This window comes from Acidobacteriota bacterium (assembly GCA_028874215.1).
Taxonomy (GTDB): domain Bacteria; phylum Acidobacteriota; class UBA6911; order RPQK01; family JAJDTT01; genus JAJDTT01.
Window position 1 is genome coordinate 1 of the sequence record JAPPLF010000086.1, and the last position, 15,598, is coordinate 15,598.

Below are 15,598 nucleotides of genomic sequence, written 5' to 3' on the forward strand. Positions count from 1 at the left end.
TGGAAAGAGTCTACATGAATGAAGCGGGGGTGTCAAGCATTAGATATAATTCCCCTTGTATTTGGACGGCCTTATCGAAGGTCAATGGCAATTCGGCGATCAGGTCTCACTTAAGCTCATATTCCGAGCTGCGCCTGCCAGTGGAATTGTCTGTCAGCCTTCTGCATTGGGAGCAGAACTGTTCCTATGGGCTTTTGGCTATGGAGAGTCGCCGCTTGAAAGTTTGTTTTCTACCGATCTCCATACGATAGTCGGCGATCTACCGAGCATCGTGTCAGGTGCGGTCGCGACGAAAAGGACCTAAACTGACTACACGCGAGAAGAGGACTGTTCCCTTCTGCCACTGTAGGTCGGGGGCAGAATGACCCGCCGATTATTGACCGTTCTTCAATAGTACATCCTGTGCGTAGCAAGGCCATGGCCAATATCATCTCATTCTCTCTCAGCATGACACCACACGAACCTTGAAGAGCTTCGCGATGTCCTGGAGCTCCTCTGGAAGTACACCGCCGAGTGCCAGTCGACAGTCCGCAGTCGGGATCTCACGATCATAAACCTGCTGAGCCCGCAAGACAGCCCTATACTTGATGCACTGAAAAATGCCACGATGGATCTCGCTGAATCCGGCATCAGCGGTCTTTACCTCGACAGCCACAGCTGTCTTTGCGAAGTAAACGTCAACCTTGTCACCGGACCACAAGACGTGCTCCTCTACGCCATTCTCATCCGTCTTCACACCAACTATTGCAGGAGTAACGGCGATTTGTTGTTTCAGAGTCTTGTGTGCTTCGCTTTCCGGACCGGTGTGCCATCCGCCAGACCGGGGATGTGGACGCTTCGGCGAGTGGGGCTTCTTCGGTTCGTCCAGACCACATGTTCTCAGTACGTCCCCCCAATGCGGAAAGTCGAAGATCTCCTCCAGGGCATGCTCGATAATTGCCCGCTTCTCCCGAACGCTGCAGCGCTCTGGATTGAAGCTGATACCCCGGACATCACAAAAGTGCTTCAGGTACTCGGTTGCACCGGCGCCGGGCACTCGTGATTTCTCGTTCACAACCATGAGGTTGATCAGTGGTACTGGCTTGGTCACCTTTTTCCGGGCCGCGTACTCTTTGCACACGTCACCAATCCTTCCAGCTGGATGGCCATAACGTACCGCTGGAACCGTCGAATTTCCCAATTCGCGTCGGACGATCTTGTCCTGCCACTCGCCATAGGTGATCTCGCGGCGATACTGTTGAGCATATTCGACAAGAATAGGAAAACCGATTCGGGCGGTACGTTCCGCCCACTTATCCCCTTCCAATCTTGAGATCTGCATAAATCCTCCATCCCTTCTTGACTGTTCTACAGTTAAGGGGGGCCAATGTATTTAAATTCCCTCTGACTGTAGTAAAGAACAGGTGACTGTTCCTATCTCCTCCTATCATATGTCCTCGCTCATCCTTGAACGCGCCATTGGTTTGCGGAGAGCCATTGATTCCCGGCAATTACGCCAGTGAGTCCCTGCGGCAACAAAGAACTTCGGGAAGTCCTAGCCCATCTCACGCCGTTGATCGTAACTATCCCGTCAGTGGTTCTGCCCATGTTCTTCATCAAGTCGTCGAAACGAACTCGTCTAGACCATGAAACAATCAACGAATCTTTCGCACGTGTGACCGCCACATAGAGTAGCCGGCGTTGTTCCGCAACAACCTTGCTCTTGTTCTCCCGGCCCGGCATGAGTTGGTCAGCAACCCCTGCAACTATGACGTTGTCAGCCTCGAGTCCTTTGGCGGAGTGAAGCGTCATGATCCTAACGCGTGGCTCCTCGCGATCTGACGTCAAGGGAGCCCTCGTAGCTATCTTGTACCTCATTGAATTAAGAATTTTGCCTAAGTCTGGGGTGTCCTGGGCAGCAAGCAGCTTACGTGCTGCTGTACGCAACTCTCGGAGATCTTTATCCAACCACCTTTGTTTCTCAGGGTCGGACTCTAATTCGGCCGATGCCGGACAAAATATAAGGTCGATGACCTCGCTTGGATCCAAGCCTTGCTCAATCAGTTTAATTGCTTTTTGGGCTCTCCTTTTAACATGAGTTTGGCCAGCGTGGGATACACTGATGTCGCCACTAGCAATTCCGCGAATCAGTTCGTGGCCTCCAACATCTGGCGATAGACCAGAGTATGCCAACGCGTTTCTACGAACAGCTTGCTTTGGCTCCGTTCCGTGAAAACCCAGCCATACACGAGTAGCTACCCAGTCTTCGGAATCCGCCAATAGGGAAGCCGCGGTGAAGGCCTCCTGCGCGATTGGATGTTCCACAATCTCCTCAGTAAATGCAGTCCTAGCGTCTTCGCCAACACTCTCTGCAATGCGGTATCCGATGAAACGTCGGGGAACGAGAACTAGAAAGGACTCGCCAGAGTGGGAACCTATGTAATTCGCCAAACCCTGGATTTCATCATCAAGTGTGTCCCATTGAACAAGAGTTAGTCGGCCTCGACGTCCACTCTGCGGAAGCATACGCGGCTTAGTGCTGCCCGCCTCGGCCATCATGAGGTTCGCGGCCCATAGAATCTGGCTACCACAGCGGCGGTTCTTGGAGAAAGTCAAATCGATGCACTCATACTCTGGCCAGGCTTTGTGGAAGTCGGAGATACCCTTTGGGTGATTAAATCGAAACCCGTATATCGATTGGTCATTGTCACCCATGACTGTCAGCGAACCCTTGCGCGACCACACCAGACCCACAAGTTCCTGTTCCGCTGCCGTTAGGTCTTGGTATTCGTCAATTACAACATGGTGGAATTCACCGGAAGGAATATCCTCGCTTTCGAGACCTAATACGCACAGGAATACGACCTCACCAATCAACATTGAGCGATGTTGTTGCAACCAACGCGTCACGGCGCCCGCGAAAGCTGCGTTCACGTAGTTTGCCCGTTGCGATCTACTTGCCTGCAAAAGACGTAGTTCCTCTCGGCGCGCGTAAATGTTTCCGATTGAACGCGCAGCTTTTTCGATGTCGTAGAGCAAAGCATCCTGTTCGAAATTCAGAAGGAAGCGAAGCCTCATACCCCGCAAGGCAGCTGGATTCTTTCGGAGTAGATCGTAAGCTAGCGAGTGCAAAGTCGAGACTCTGACGTCTCGTCCAAGCGCCTCCTTCAGCTCGCTAGCGATTGCCCTTGTGAATGTCCCGACGAACATTGTTGTCGGGTTGATTCCGTCCCCCTCAATAAGCCTTCTGGTACGTCGTTTTAGACAGGTGGTCTTCCCGGAACCGGGCCCCGCAACTACTCGAATCACCGGGGAGTTCGACTCTATCAACTCCCGAGCTTCCTCACCTTCGATTCCCTCCAGCCAAGGGGCTTCTTTTTTTCTCATCGTTCATCCCTCAACGAATATTCGTCAAACAACCTTCCCGAACTAGTATCTCGTCGAATCTAATGCAAACTGATCGGCGAACACGGCCTCAGTCTGACATCGTAGAGCCAGATGTTCCTGGCAGTGCGTCGCCCGGCACCTCGTAAAAAATCAAAAATGGACCTCAATTGGACTTCTATAGACCGCATTGAGAAGCAACTAATCGCGTATCCCACGCTGTCGATTTCCGAAACACCTGAGTTTTCAGAAGAGGACGAGCTAGAATTAATGCTGGCTCAGCATCGTCGGATCAGCCTCCACTTACCAGTACCCGATCAGGCAATCAGCTCGTGCACGACGTTGCCGTAGACGTCGGTCAGGCGGAAGTCGCGGCTGTTGTGGCGGAAGGTGAGCCGCTCGTGATCCAGGCCCAGCAAGTGGAGGATGGTGGCGTGGAGATCGTGGTGGGAGACGCGGTCCTTGATGGCGTGCATGCCGAGATCGTCGGTGGCGCCGTGGGTGATCCCTGCCTTGACGCCGCCGCCCGCCATCCACATGGAGAAGCCGTAGTGGTGATGGCCGCGGCCGAGGGACTCCTCCGTACGCGCCTCCTCCATCGGGGTACGGCCGAACTCGGTGGCCCAGACGACGAGAGTCTCGTCCAGCATACCGCGTGACTTCAGGTCCATGATGAGGGCCGTGATGCCTTGATCGGTGCGGGCCGCGTTTTTGCGGTGGTTGTTGATGAGTCCGCCGCGGTTGCCGTGCGCGTCCCACCATCGCCTTTGGGCGCCGTCGAGAATCTCCACGAAACGGACGCCGCTCTCCACCATCCGCCTCGCCGTGAGGCATTTCCTCCCGAAGTCGGTGTCGCCGTAGAGCGCCTTCACCGACTCCGGTTCGTTCCGGATATCGAAGAGCTGCGGCGCTTCCATCTGCATGCGGAATGCCGTCTCGAATGCCGCGATGCGCGCGTCGAGCTCGGGCTGAGTGGCGTGCATGCCGCGGTGGAGGCGATTCAACTTCCGCACCAGATCCAATTGCTTGCTCTGCTGGCCTCGGCTCAAGAATTCCGGCGCCGTGATGTGCGGCACGGGCGGCTTTCCAAGCTCGACGTCCGCCAGCGTGGCCTGGTGGATCCCCGGAAGGAATCCAGCATCGTAAAGCGCGCGCCCGCCGGACGGAAGGCCGTCCTTCATCACCACGAATCCCGGCATGTTCCGGTTCTCCGACCCCAGCCCGTAGGTCACCCAAGAGCCGAGACTGGGGTGGCCCTGTACGGAATAGCCCGTGTGCATGAGGATCTGGCCGGTGGAATGGATCGCCGAATCGGTGTGCATCGAGTTGATGAACGCGATGTCGTCGACCACCTTCGTCAGGTTCGGGAAGATCTCGCTGACCCAAGCTCCGCTCTGGCCATAGCGCTTGAACGAGAACACCGGCGGAACGATGCGGGTGTTGGTGTAGTCCTTCTCCGGGTTCAGGCCCTCCAGGTCTTCCTTGGAGAAGATTTCCCGGGCCAGTTTTCCGGCGTACTTTTTCAGAAGCGGCTTGTGATCGAAGGTCTCAAGCTGGCTCGCGCCGCCGACCATGAACAGGAGGATGACGTTCTTCGCCCTGGGGGCGAAGTGTGGTTGCTTGGGCGCGAGCGGCTCGCTGAGGTCACCTGGGGGTATGGCCGGCGCACCGCTCGCCGTCTGGTCCGTGAGCAGGCTGGCCAGGGCGATGCCGCCCAAGCCGAGTTCCTTGAGGAATCCGCGGCGGTCCCAACCAACCGGTCGAGTTCCAAAGCTTGCGTCAGTCAACATGGATGAACCTGCTCAGGCTCGTGAAGGTGTGACGGTATTGTACAGGAGAGAGGAGATGACTGTCCCCTTAAGAGTAAGAGAGAGTGCGCCTTGTTTCACGGAATAGCTCTTCTGCCCACCCAGGGGTCGATGACATCGATCCCTGTCCCCTCGAAATCCCGAACATTTCTTGTCGCCACCGCCGCGCCCCGAGAATGGGCGATGGCAGCGACTTGGCAATCGGCCTGTGCAATCGGTCGGCCCGCCTTGCGCCGCTGCGCAGCGATCTGCGCATAGGAGCGAGCCGCCTCGCCGTCGAAAGGCAGCACGCGACCAGAGAACAACTCGCTGAAGGCGCGTTCGGCCGCAATTGCGAGACCCCGGCGCCGCTTGCCTTCGGGCAGAAAAGCGATGCCAGCGCGGATCTCCGCCTCGGTCACCGCCGTCACGAACAGATTGCGCACCAACTGGTCGTTCACCCAATCAAAAACAGCGGGCCATGGATTATCATGCATCAACTCGGAGACGACATCGGTGTCCAGAACAATCATCAGCCGCCCCCTCAATCGAATCCAGGTGGCTCACGCATCGGTTCGCGCGGCGGAATATCCAGTTCCACACCGCCAAAGGGCCTGAACAGTTCCTGGAGCGCCGCGGCCAGCCCCTTCTTCGGGGTTGCCTCCATGTCAACCGCCTCACGCAGAATGGTCCGTGCTTCTTCCTCCATTGAACGCCCGTTCTCGGCCGCCCTGATGCGCAGCCGTGTTTTAACCTCGTCATCAAGTTTGCGGATCGTAATGCTCGCCATCGCTACGCCTCCACTTCTTCAGTTTCCGTACGTAAGCTATGCCGTGATTGCATTGCAATCAAGACCAAGATTTGCGCATTTTGGCAATCGCCTCTTTTCGCCCGATCAGGCGATGATGTCGTGGACGACATTGCCGTAGACGTCGGTCAGGCGGAAGTCGCGGCTGTTGTGGCGGTAGGTGAGCCGTTCGTGGTCCAGGCTCAGGAGGCGGAGGATGGTGGCGTGAAAATCGTGATGCGAGACTCGGTTTTTGATGGCGTGCATTCCGAGTTCGTCGGTGGCGCCGTAGGTGATCCCTGCCTTGACGCCGCCGCCCGCCATCCACATGGTGAAGCCATAGTGGTGATGGCCGCGGCCGAGGGATTCCTCCGTACGCGCCTCCTCCATTGCCGTGCGGCCGAGATCAGAACGAGAACGTGACCGTTCCCTAAAGCCGCCGCTTGCATGATGCCGCGCAGGCTCGAGAAGGTGGGGCAGTGGTGTATACGGCTCGCAGTGAGGGGGTGGCTGTCCCCTTCTCCTGATAAATCTCCATGTGAATCAGATCAGGTCGTCCACGTCGACGCCGAGCGCCTCGGCGAGCGCGGCCAAGGTTCGAGCCGAGCCGGTGCGGACGCCCCTCTCTATTTGTGACAGATAGAGGGGGTTGATACCAGCGGCACCGGCGAGCTGCTTCTGAGTCATGCCGCGATGGTCCCGGTATACCCTGACAGCGTTCTCTCCCGCCAGAAGGCGATCCACCAACTCGATTGGAAAAGACTCTCCCCCCACGGACTTGGCGTGATCGTAAAGCTCTTCGTCGGTTAGCCCTGCGGCGACATCCAACATCGCCAAGCGAGTGTACTCCCGCCACGGGATCACGGCGAATGCCGGGTTCCCGCCATCGTCGAGGATAACTTGTGGTTTGGTCATGGCCCCCTCCTAGTTTTTGTAAATATCGCCGCGTGGGCCGATGCGCAGGATGTCTATGACTCGGGCCTCTTCGTTCTGCTCAAAAATGATCCGCCACGGGCCCACCCGCAGCCGAAAGCCAGGACGGCCCCGCAACGGTGTGACGTCCACGTCCCGGGCACTGGGATTGTGGACTAGCTTGTCCAATTCGACCCGCACGCGGTGAGCATCCCGAGATCGCATTCTTCGCAGGGTTTTGATGGCGTGCTTCCGTATCGTCAACCGGTACATATTCGCCCTGCTCGCGACCTCAATATATATAGCATATCGCTTTATTTTGGTTCAATCTGATTGCTTTAGCACAATTGAGGGACCCTACGAGAGAGAGGAGGTGAGTGTTCCCTTCTTGTATGGCTGACAGCGCACGGAAGTCGGCGACAAGAAAGTCGCCGCTCCCAGAGGGTGATTGGAAAGTCGCCCCTCCTCGGCTGATCAGGCGATGATGTCGTGGACGACGTTGCCGTAGACGTCGATGAGGCGGAAATCGCGACTGTTGTGGCGGTAGGTGAGCCGTTCGTGGTCCAAGCCCAGGAGGTGGAGGATGGTGGCGTGAAAATCGTGATGCGAGACTCGGTTCTTGACGGCGTGCATGCCCAGTTCGTCGGTGGCGCCGTAGGTGATCCCCCGTTTGACGCCTCCGCCCGCCATCCACATGGTGAAGCCGTAATGGTGATGGCTGCGGCCGATGGTGGTCTTCGTCAGCGACCTGTCCGCCTCCTCGAACAGCGAGTACAGGACAGAGAGGGTGACTGCCCCCTTCTCGCGCGTCCACTGAGAAGCAGCGCCTTTTCACGGCGCACAAGAAGTGGCGGCCAGGACTTGGGTCCCTACAAGTGCCGCGCCGGTAACATCCGATCGTGCAATATACGGATCACGGCGATTCCGTAATCGGTTATGCGGCAGTAGACCAAATGTCGTCCTACCCTGCTTCGGCTGTAACCTTTGCGGATGTGATCGCAAGCTGTGCCCAGTTGAGGACTAACGGCAAGTTGAGCAAAGGCATCCGTCAATTCATCCGTGTAACGGTTGGCCTGTTTCAGCCCCCACTCTTCGCGTGAATAGAGCCAGATCGCTTCCAAATCGCGCTTGGCTTCCGGTGCCAATCGATATTCAGCGACCCTTTCGGGCATGCTTGGCAGCCATTTGGTCTTTGAAGACGTCGCCGTCGAAGGCCTGTGGTTGTCCGCTTTCCTCGCCTCGGATCAACGCGCTCCGTATCACATCAATCTCGGACTGGCGGGTTTGGTCACGCCGGATCAAATCACGGATATACTCACTGTCATTGACGAAATCACCGCCATCAATCTGCGCCTTGATCCATTTGTCCTGCTGGTCGGTAACAGTGATTGTCTTGCGGGTAGTCCCCATGTTGGCCTCCAATTCTGCACAGTCTACGTTCCCACCATAGATCACGCAGCATCGGGAAGGCATTTCCCGGGAATGAGGAACGGTCACGTAATGATGTCGTGGACGACGTTGCCGTAGACGTCGGTGAGGCGGAAATCGCGGCTGTTGTGGCGGTAGGTGAGCCGTTCGTGGTCCAGGCCCAGGAGGTGGAGGATGGTGGCGTGAAAATCGTGATGCGAGACTCGGTTCTTGACGGCGTGCATGCCCAGTTCGTCGGTGGCGCCGTAGGTGATCCCCCGTTTGACGCCTCCGCCCGCCATCCACATGGTGAAGCCGTAATGGTGATGGCTGCGGCCGATGGTCGTCTTTGTCAGCGACCTGTCCGCCTCCTCGAACGGCGTGCGGCCGAACTCGGTGGCCCAGACGACGAGGGTCTCGTCCAGCAGGCCGCGTGATTTCAGGTCGATGATGAGGGCCGCGACGCCCTGATCGGTGCGCGCCGCGTTGGTGCGGTGGTTCTTGATGAGCCCGCCGCGGTTGCCGTGGGCGTCCCATTTCCGCCCGTGGGCGCCGTCGAGAATCTCCACGAAGCGGACGCCGCTCTCCACCATGCGTCTCGCCATCAGGCACTTTCTCCCGAAGTCGGTGTCGCCGTAGAGCGCCTTCACCGAGGCCGGCTCATTCCGGATATCGAAGAGCCCCGGCGCTTCCATCTGCATGCGAAACGCCGTCTCGAACGCGGCAATGCGCGCGTCGAGCTCGGGCTGCGTCGGATGCATCCCGCGGTGGAGGCGATTCAACTTCCGCAACAGACCCAACTGTTGGCGATGCTGCCCCGGGTTCAGAAACGCCGGCGCCTCGATGTGCGGCACCGGCGGATTCCCGGGCGTGACGTCCGCCAGCGTGGCCTGATGGTAACCGGGGAGGAACCCGGAATCGTAAAGCGCGCGCCCGCCGTCGGAACGTCCGTCCGTCATCACCACGAATCCCGGCATGTTCCGATTTTCCGTCCCCAGCCCGTAGGTCACCCAGGAACCGAGACTGGGATGGCCCTGCCTGGAATAGCCCGTGTGCATGAGAATCTGGCCGGGCCCGTGAATCGGGGTATCGGCATGCATCGATTTGATGAATGTGATGTCGTCGACCACCTTCGTCAGGTGCGGGAAGATCTCGCTGACCCAGGCGCCGCTCTGGCCGTAGCGCTTGAACGAGAACACCGGAGGAACGATGCGTGTGTCGTAGAACGTCTTCGACGGATTCAGGCCGTCCAGGTCTTCCTTGGGAAAGATTTCTCGCGCCTCTTTTCCGGCGTACTTTTTCAGAAGCGGCTTGTGATCGAACGTCTCAATCTGGCTCACGCCGCCGACCATGAAGAGGAAGATGACGTTCCTTGCCTTGGGAGTGATGTGCGGCTGCCGGGGGGCAAGCGGATCGCTGAGATCAACCGCCGGCAGGGCCGGCGCGCCGCTCGCCTTCTGATCCGCGATCAGGCTGGCCAGCGCGATGCTGCCCAGGCCGAGTTCCTTGAGAAACCCGCGGCGGTCCCGGCCAGGCGGCCGAACTCCGCAGGCTGCGTCAGTGAACATAGATGAACTCGTTCAGGTTCATGAGCGAATGGCAGTACTGCACCAACGGGATTGGAGCATCCGGGGACCCGGTGTCCCCGCTTTCCTCCAACGCGCCGGCGCGCCGTTGACCGAGAAACGACAGGCCGATCTCGCGTTCCTCCGCGGTCGGTTGCCGGGAAAGAGCGATTCCGTAGGCCGCCTCGATCTGCCGGCCGGGGTCGTCTCCGACCCTGTCCCGCACCCGTTGCGCAAAGCGCTCCGCCTGCTCCCAGACGAACGGCGCATTCAGCATGAACGCCGTGCTGCTCGGGGTCGTGCTGATGTCACGACGGCCGATGCTCTGCATGTTGTCCGGCGGGTCGAAGATCTTCAGCACCGGATGGAGGTTCAAGCGCGCCGCCATGAGGTAAACGGACCGACGCCAGGTGTCCGGCGTGTCCTTGAAAGGCTTCTTGCGGTTGCCGATGGGAATGCTGGGCCCGTACAGGTCGGTGCGAAGAGCTCCGGAGATGCTCAACATGTGATCGCGGATGATTTCCGCCTCCATGCGCACCGGCCTGCGGTGCCACAGGTACTCGTTGTACGCATCGTTTTGGGCCTGAGCCGAATTGGCGCCGGCCGCCTGTTTGTAGGCGGCGCTGTTCATGATCAGCCGGTGGATCGGCTTCAGTCGCCAGCCCTCTCGGATGAGTTCGGAAGCGAGCCAATCCAGCAGTTCGGGGTGCGTGGGCTCGGTGCCGAGTTTGCCGAAATCATTCGGCGTGCTGACGATGCCGCGCCCGAAGTGATGCTGCCAGAGACGATTGACGATTACCCGGGCCAGCAATCCGCCGGCGCCGTGCTCCGCGTCGGTGAGCCAGTTGGCAAGCATCCGAAGCTTCGGCGATTCAATCTTCGTCTCGGAGCCATTGGCGGCCTCGGAGCCATCGGCGGCCTCGGGACGGGGCCGCCAATCCTCCGCGCTACGGCCGTTCCGCATCAAGACCCGCAGGAACCCCGGTTCGACCGGCTTGACGGGGCGCCCCCAACTGCCGCCGGCAAGAAGATGAGGTGAGGTCACCTCCAGGGCGACGAACTTGCCGCCTGCGTCCGGCTCCTCCTCGGCCTGGTCGAAGAATACGGCCGTCAACTGGTAATACTCTTCGGCGGTGATGGGGTCGATCTTGTGGTCATGGCAACGGGCGCACCCGACCGTCAGGGCAAGGAATGCTTGCCCGGTCGCCGACACCATGTCGTCGAGGCGGTGAAATTTGCGCTCATTGGGGTTTTCGGTCGTGCTCAGGTTGGTTCCCATCTGAACGAACATGCCCAGGTCCCGCCGGGCGGCGGCGAGTCCTTCCGGAGCGCCGGCAACCTGGTAGCGGACGAATTCATCGTAAGGCAGGTCGTCATTGAAGGCGCGAATCACGGCGTCGCGGTATCGATACGCGTCCTCTCGAATTGCGTTGTCCCCCTCATTGGCTCCCTTGCTCTCGCCAAAACGAGCCACATCCAACCAGTGCCGTCCCCACCGTTCCCCGAAGTGCGGGTTGGCGAGCAGCCGGTCGACGAGTTCGCGAAAGGGATCCGCAGAAGGATCTCGAACGAACGCCTCGACTTCTTCGGGCGCCGGCGCCAGACCGATCAGGTCGAAATAGGCCCGGCGAATCAGCGTGGGCCGATCGGCCTCCCGTGCGGGCTGAAACTGCATCTCGTGCAGCTTGGCGAGGAGGATACGGTCGATGGGCGAGTCGGTCCACGCGACCTCATCCGGACTGGCTGGGGAGACCTGTGGCGGATCGACTGTACGCAGGGGGTGGAAGGCCCAGTGGCGCCGACCTGACTCGAGATCCATCTTCTCCGTATCGGCGGCTTGCGCATCTCCCGGATAGGGCGCGCCGAGGTTCACCCACTTGACGAAATCAGCGATGACCGAGTCCGGCAGTTTGCCGCCGGGCGGCATTGCCAGACTGCGATCGGTGTGCCTGAGGGCCTCGATCAGAATCGACTGATCGGGTCGCCCCGGCGCGAGGGCGGGGCCGCGCGATCCGCCCTGCTCGACACCCTCCCGCGTGTCGAGCCGCAGTTTCCCAAACAGCATTCCCGCACGGGAGGCTTCCGCCGAGTGACACTGGTAGCAGCGCTCCGCCAGCACCGGACGGATCTTCTTCTCGAAGAAGTTGATACGGTCCTGACTGGGTTCCTCGGGGGCGCCGAGCAGGCTGAGAACGATTGCGAATACAAACACGCGATGACCTTACGCTTGTATTTGGGATTTTATGTTGGATCGTGGGACGAATTCCACCAGGCGAACAGACGTGTGGGCGATCAGTAAGTCCCGATCCCCAGCACGTCTTTTTCCCAGGGAGTCAGTCGTTTGATCTGTTCCGGGGAAAGAGCGCGAACTTCCGTGTACTCGGGGATGGTCTCCTCGAGGCCCAGCAGCTTTCGCATTTCCGGGAGGAGGCGATCCTGCACGCTCTGCGGGATGACGCGGGCGTTGTCGATCATCCCCTTGACCCACCAGCGATGAAAGAAGGCCAGGATGGAATGCCGTTCGTGGTTGCTGCGGTTGATGCCACTGGCGTGCCAAAGCGCCGCATCCCAAACGATGGCGGTACCCGCGGGAACGACCGCTTGGTGGGATCCCGGGGTGTCGGCATCCGGGTCGGGGATCCGGCAGGAATTGTGAGTGCCGGGCCAGACCAGGGTAGCGCCGTTCTCGGCCGTGAAGTCCACAACCGGCCAGGCGACGTTGATGGCCATCGGGTAGTGCTTTCCGCCCTCGAAGGGGACGATGCTGAACGGAGACCGGTCGGCGTGAATCTGAAACCCGCGCCCGGGCTCCCTGCCCTCGCTGGGACGAATGGAACGCGCCGTCGTGTCGTACAGGACCATGTCCTCACCCAGGTACTCACGGCACACGGAGAGAACCGGCGGGTTCAGGAAAAAGGTTTCGAAGAAGGGGTGCTTGCCCACGATGCAGTGGGCGGACCAGCAGTGCTCGGACGAAGTTCCCAGGCGCAGAGCGATCTCGCTCTCCCGTTGGTAGATGTCTTCGGCCGCCTCAATGGCTGGAGCCAGGTACTCGGCGTCGACAGCGTCCGGGATGATGGTGTACCCCTGCTCCCCCAGTTCTCCAACGTGGAATTCCAGTTCCGAAGGCGTCAGCTCTCTACCGCTTGAGAAACTGCTTTTCATAATTCATGCCCCAAGAAAACCGTAGTGGAAGCGCCACTGCCAGGCAGCGTTTTCGTTGGTCAAACAGCCTACTACACGATCTGCTTCGCGAAAATACTCCGAGAAGGTGACCATCGCCGCCGTCGTCAGGAGGCCGACGGATCCGAACCGCGCCATGGCGTCAGACGTGGCCACCATCGACCCACATTCAGCAAATAGGCCTCGTATGACCCTCCGAATCTTCGACGGAGTATCGGCTCCTCATAGAACAGCACATTCAGGTGGAACGCGACCAACACCACCCCGGCGTACGCGAACAGCACGACGTGGCCAAAGAGCAGCGCCTGGCCTGAAATGATGATCAGCACGCAGACGTACATCGGGTTTCGCACGTACCGGTAGAGGCCGGAAACCACCAGCACTTCGGTCTTAGCCACCGGCGCCGGTGTGCCCCGCCCCTCAAGGGCGAAGCGGGCGAAGCAGTCCAGCAGGCAGGCCAGACCCGCCCCAACCGCCGCGGCACCCACGACGCGCTCGCCCGGCAGGCCGAGCAGAGGCGGCTGCATCGTCCAACCGAACAGTGCGTACGGGCCGACGCCGGCAACGACTCCGGGAGCGACCCAGAAGAAGACGAACGACCCCAAGATCGCACGCGCACGGGCGCCCATCACAGACACGTCATGAGACCCTGCGAGTCTGGCAGGTGTTGTCCTGGAGGCTTCGCGCCTGTTGTCGTGCGCTTTCTGCGTGACTTTGCATGTGGTCTCGTCCCTCGTTCAGCATACCGGAACTCGCGCTGATTCTTATGATCTATGCCTGGGCAGCAAAGGCCGGACGGCGCTCGGGACTGACCAAGAAACGGGGACTGTCCCCTTTTCGGTCCGGGCCGCCGCGGGTTTGGGCGTCACGCGGCAGGCACTTTCGGAGTTGGTGAACGGGCGAACCGGGATCTCGGTGGAAATGGCGATACGGTTATCGAAGGCTTTCGGCTCGACGCCCGAGACTTGGCTGCGGATGCAGATGGCCTACGATCTCTGGCAAGCCCGCGGCCGCGCCGAGGAGATCGCGGTGGAGCGCTTTGTGGCGGCCTGATCGAGCCACTTGCTCTTCGGAGCATCGGCATCTCCGCAAGTCTCACAAAAAAGGGACAGTCAATTTCTCGCTTGACCAGTTGACAACCTCCGCGTCGTGGATTCATACCATACCGGTGAAACGTACAAATCTTGTCCTTGACGAGCGAATTCTGGAAGAAACCCTACGGCTCAGCGGCGAGCGTACCTACTCGAAAGCAGTGACTCGAGCGATGACGGAATTCGTTCGAAGGGCAAAGGCAGGTCGCATTTTGCAACTGGCCGGTTCGGGCCTTTGGGAGGGGGGCTTGGCCGAGATGCGCAACGACCGACCGCGCAGCCAACCCGAGCCTCAGCACGGGACCGGCCCTGCACCTTGTTGACACCTCGGTCTGGATCGAGGTGTTTGCGCGCCCCGCCCGACTCCACCTCGAATCGGTCGCCACGAGAAGGGGACAGGTTCGTTCTTGCTCGTGCTCCCTTTCATTTGACCGGCGATCTCGTAGCGTGTAAGGGTACTCATCAACTTCAAGTATGAGACACATCGTTGTTCTGCTGGTTTCCGCCCTGGTTGTTTTCGGCATTGGGACGGGTTGGTGCGAGGGGGCCGGGGTCGGGAAGCCTGATCAGGAAGGCATCGGGCGTTTCCTCCTGGTCGCGTCGGAAGGGCTCTATATCGTCGAATCCGATGGCCGTTGTTCCTGGTCATTCACGGTCCCTCCGCTCAACGGACAATCTCCCGGCGAGTTCGACCATCTCATCTACGACGGCTGGGCTCTCACCAACGGGAACCTTCTCTATGGAACACACCGTTATGTGCGGGAAATAAATCGCCAAAAGCAGACGGTGTGGGAATACCGGGTCAAGGGAAAGAACAAGGTCAAGACCTGCCTGCCCTTGCCCAACGGCCGTGTGGCGGTGCTCAACAGCCAGGAGCAGGCCATTCTTGAATTGGAATCGGGGACCGGACGGGTTCTGCACCGGATCTCCGTTCCCGCAGAAGGGACACTCCATACCCGATACAACCTGTTGCGTCGAACTCCGGAGGGAAATTACCTGGTTGCACTGCGTGCGGAGGAGAGGTTCGTGGAAGTGGATTCCGCCGGCAAGATCCTCCGCTCCCTGCCCGTCCCGAGCCTACCTGCGCTTGCCCAGACACTCAGCGACGGCGCCACCCTCTGCAGCGGCCGTTTCGGCCTGATCCGGTTTGATGCGAGCGGGAAGAAGACGTGGAGCTTTACTCCGGAGGATGCGGCCCCCCACTTCCCGCTGTTGATCGCAGTCGGGACTGTGGAGCTGCCGGACGATCGATTGCTGGTCGTCAACTCTGACTGGCACTATCTGAATCCGGGGGAGAATCGTGTGCAGCTCTTCATCACGGATTTCTCCAAGAACATTTCGTGGACCCTTCCGGTGAGCGCCTTCGATGGCTGGAAGCGGGGAGAGGTCGAGCCCAAAACGGGTCTGCTGGAACATCGAGGCGGGGTGGTCCAACTCCTGGGCCCGGAGATTCCTTAATCGTATTCGCGGATCTTCACACGCTGGAACGGACCCCGCGATCAC

14 protein-coding genes and 2 pseudogenes are annotated in these 15,598 nt (G+C 59.5%); 2 read left to right on the forward strand and 14 right to left on the reverse strand.

The genetic code is table 11. The annotated features are described in order from the left end of the window. Window positions 1-442: 442 nt before the first annotated feature. The 14 genes and pseudogenes from OXT71_17020 to OXT71_17085 all read right to left on the reverse strand — a co-directional run bounded on the left by OXT71_17020 (window position 443) and on the right by OXT71_17085 (window position 13,633). Window positions 443-1,321, reverse strand: coding sequence for a hypothetical protein (locus OXT71_17020; GenBank protein ID MDE2928099.1), 879 nt, complete (start codon window positions 1,319-1,321; stop codon window positions 443-445). A gap of 119 nt (window positions 1,322-1,440) precedes the next feature. Next, entirely contained in the window at window positions 1,441-3,366 is a 1,926-nt protein-coding gene (locus OXT71_17025) for an ATP-dependent helicase (GenBank protein MDE2928100.1), read from the reverse strand. Window positions 3,367-3,680: 314 nt separating this feature from the next. After that, window positions 3,681-5,153: a DUF1501 domain-containing protein gene (locus OXT71_17030; protein MDE2928101.1), complete on the reverse strand. Its 1,473-nt coding sequence runs from the start codon at window positions 5,151-5,153 to the stop codon at window positions 3,681-3,683. 95 nt (window positions 5,154-5,248) lie between these two features. Beyond that, the gene (locus OXT71_17035; protein ID MDE2928102.1) at window positions 5,249-5,683 is read right to left on the reverse strand and encodes a type II toxin-antitoxin system VapC family toxin; all 435 of its coding nucleotides are present in this window, start codon (window positions 5,681-5,683) and stop codon (window positions 5,249-5,251) included. An 11-nt stretch (window positions 5,684-5,694) separates the two neighbouring features. After that, window positions 5,695-5,940: a plasmid stabilization protein gene (locus OXT71_17040; GenBank protein MDE2928103.1), complete on the reverse strand. Its 246-nt coding sequence runs from the start codon at window positions 5,938-5,940 to the stop codon at window positions 5,695-5,697. A 105-nt stretch (window positions 5,941-6,045) separates the two neighbouring features. Continuing rightward, window positions 6,046-6,417, reverse strand: a complete 372-nt coding sequence (locus OXT71_17045; protein ID MDE2928104.1) for a DUF1501 domain-containing protein — start codon at window positions 6,415-6,417, stop codon at window positions 6,046-6,048. Between the two features lie 63 nt (window positions 6,418-6,480). After that, entirely contained in the window at window positions 6,481-6,852 is a 372-nt protein-coding gene (locus tag OXT71_17050) for a helix-turn-helix transcriptional regulator (GenBank protein ID MDE2928105.1), read from the reverse strand. Window positions 6,853-7,323: 471 nt separating this feature from the next. Continuing rightward, a pseudogene (locus OXT71_17055) lies at window positions 7,324-7,575 on the reverse strand (DUF1501 domain-containing protein). 143 nt (window positions 7,576-7,718) lie between these two features. Next, on the reverse strand, window positions 7,719-8,021 hold the full coding sequence (locus OXT71_17060; protein MDE2928106.1) for a type II toxin-antitoxin system RelE/ParE family toxin: 303 nt from the start codon (window positions 8,019-8,021) through the stop codon (window positions 7,719-7,721). Continuing rightward, window positions 8,002-8,259: a type II toxin-antitoxin system ParD family antitoxin gene (locus tag OXT71_17065; GenBank protein MDE2928107.1), complete on the reverse strand. Its 258-nt coding sequence runs from the start codon at window positions 8,257-8,259 to the stop codon at window positions 8,002-8,004. Before OXT71_17065 ends, OXT71_17060 begins: the two co-directional genes overlap by 20 nt. A gap of 83 nt (window positions 8,260-8,342) precedes the next feature. After that, a complete protein-coding gene (locus tag OXT71_17070) occupies window positions 8,343-9,824 on the reverse strand; it encodes a DUF1501 domain-containing protein (protein ID MDE2928108.1) in 1,482 nt (493 codons plus the stop codon). Beyond that, window positions 9,814-12,033, reverse strand: coding sequence for a PSD1 and planctomycete cytochrome C domain-containing protein (locus OXT71_17075; GenBank protein ID MDE2928109.1), 2,220 nt, complete (start codon window positions 12,031-12,033; stop codon window positions 9,814-9,816). Before OXT71_17075 ends, OXT71_17070 begins: the two co-directional genes overlap by 11 nt. Window positions 12,034-12,113: 80 nt before the next feature. Then, window positions 12,114-12,986, reverse strand: a complete 873-nt coding sequence (locus OXT71_17080) for a phytanoyl-CoA dioxygenase family protein (GenBank protein MDE2928110.1) — start codon at window positions 12,984-12,986, stop codon at window positions 12,114-12,116. 125 nt (window positions 12,987-13,111) lie between these two features. Further along, on the reverse strand, window positions 13,112-13,633 hold the full coding sequence (locus tag OXT71_17085; GenBank protein ID MDE2928111.1) for an isoprenylcysteine carboxylmethyltransferase family protein: 522 nt from the start codon (window positions 13,631-13,633) through the stop codon (window positions 13,112-13,114). Window positions 13,634-13,850: 217 nt separating this feature from the next. Between OXT71_17085 and OXT71_17090 the strand changes: the two are divergent. Further along, window positions 13,851-14,057: pseudogene (locus tag OXT71_17090) on the forward strand (HigA family addiction module antitoxin). A gap of 512 nt (window positions 14,058-14,569) precedes the next feature. Beyond that, window positions 14,570-15,553, forward strand: a complete 984-nt coding sequence (locus tag OXT71_17095; protein ID MDE2928112.1) for a hypothetical protein — start codon at window positions 14,570-14,572, stop codon at window positions 15,551-15,553. Window positions 15,554-15,598: the final 45 nt, after the last annotated feature.

What these genes read in the sequence shown, in the direction of transcription:
- OXT71_17020 (MDE2928099.1), bottom strand. Translation starts at nt 1,321, where the DNA reads ATGCAGATCTCAAGATTGGAAGGGGATAAGTGGGCGGAACGTACCGCC.
- OXT71_17025 (MDE2928100.1), bottom strand. Translation starts at nt 3,366, where the DNA reads ATGAGAAAAAAAGAAGCCCCTTGGCTGGAGGGAATCGAAGGTGAGGAA.
- OXT71_17030 (MDE2928101.1), bottom strand. Translation starts at nt 5,153, where the DNA reads ATGTTGACTGACGCAAGCTTTGGAACTCGACCGGTTGGTTGGGACCGC.
- OXT71_17035 (MDE2928102.1), bottom strand. Translation starts at nt 5,683, where the DNA reads ATGATTGTTCTGGACACCGATGTCGTCTCCGAGTTGATGCATGATAAT.
- OXT71_17040 (MDE2928103.1), bottom strand. Translation starts at nt 5,940, where the DNA reads ATGGCGAGCATTACGATCCGCAAACTTGATGACGAGGTTAAAACACGG.
- OXT71_17050 (MDE2928105.1), bottom strand. Translation starts at nt 6,852, where the DNA reads ATGACCAAACCACAAGTTATCCTCGACGATGGCGGGAACCCGGCATTC.
- OXT71_17060 (MDE2928106.1), bottom strand. Translation starts at nt 8,021, where the DNA reads ATGCCCGAAAGGGTCGCTGAATATCGATTGGCACCGGAAGCCAAGCGC.
- OXT71_17065 (MDE2928107.1), bottom strand. Translation starts at nt 8,259, where the DNA reads ATGGGGACTACCCGCAAGACAATCACTGTTACCGACCAGCAGGACAAA.
- OXT71_17070 (MDE2928108.1), bottom strand. Translation starts at nt 9,824, where the DNA reads ATGTTCACTGACGCAGCCTGCGGAGTTCGGCCGCCTGGCCGGGACCGC.
- OXT71_17080 (MDE2928110.1), bottom strand. Translation starts at nt 12,986, where the DNA reads ATGAAAAGCAGTTTCTCAAGCGGTAGAGAGCTGACGCCTTCGGAACTG.
- OXT71_17085 (MDE2928111.1), bottom strand. Translation starts at nt 13,633, where the DNA reads ATGGGCGCCCGTGCGCGTGCGATCTTGGGGTCGTTCGTCTTCTTCTGG.
- OXT71_17095 (MDE2928112.1), top strand. Translation starts at nt 14,570, where the DNA reads ATGAGACACATCGTTGTTCTGCTGGTTTCCGCCCTGGTTGTTTTCGGC.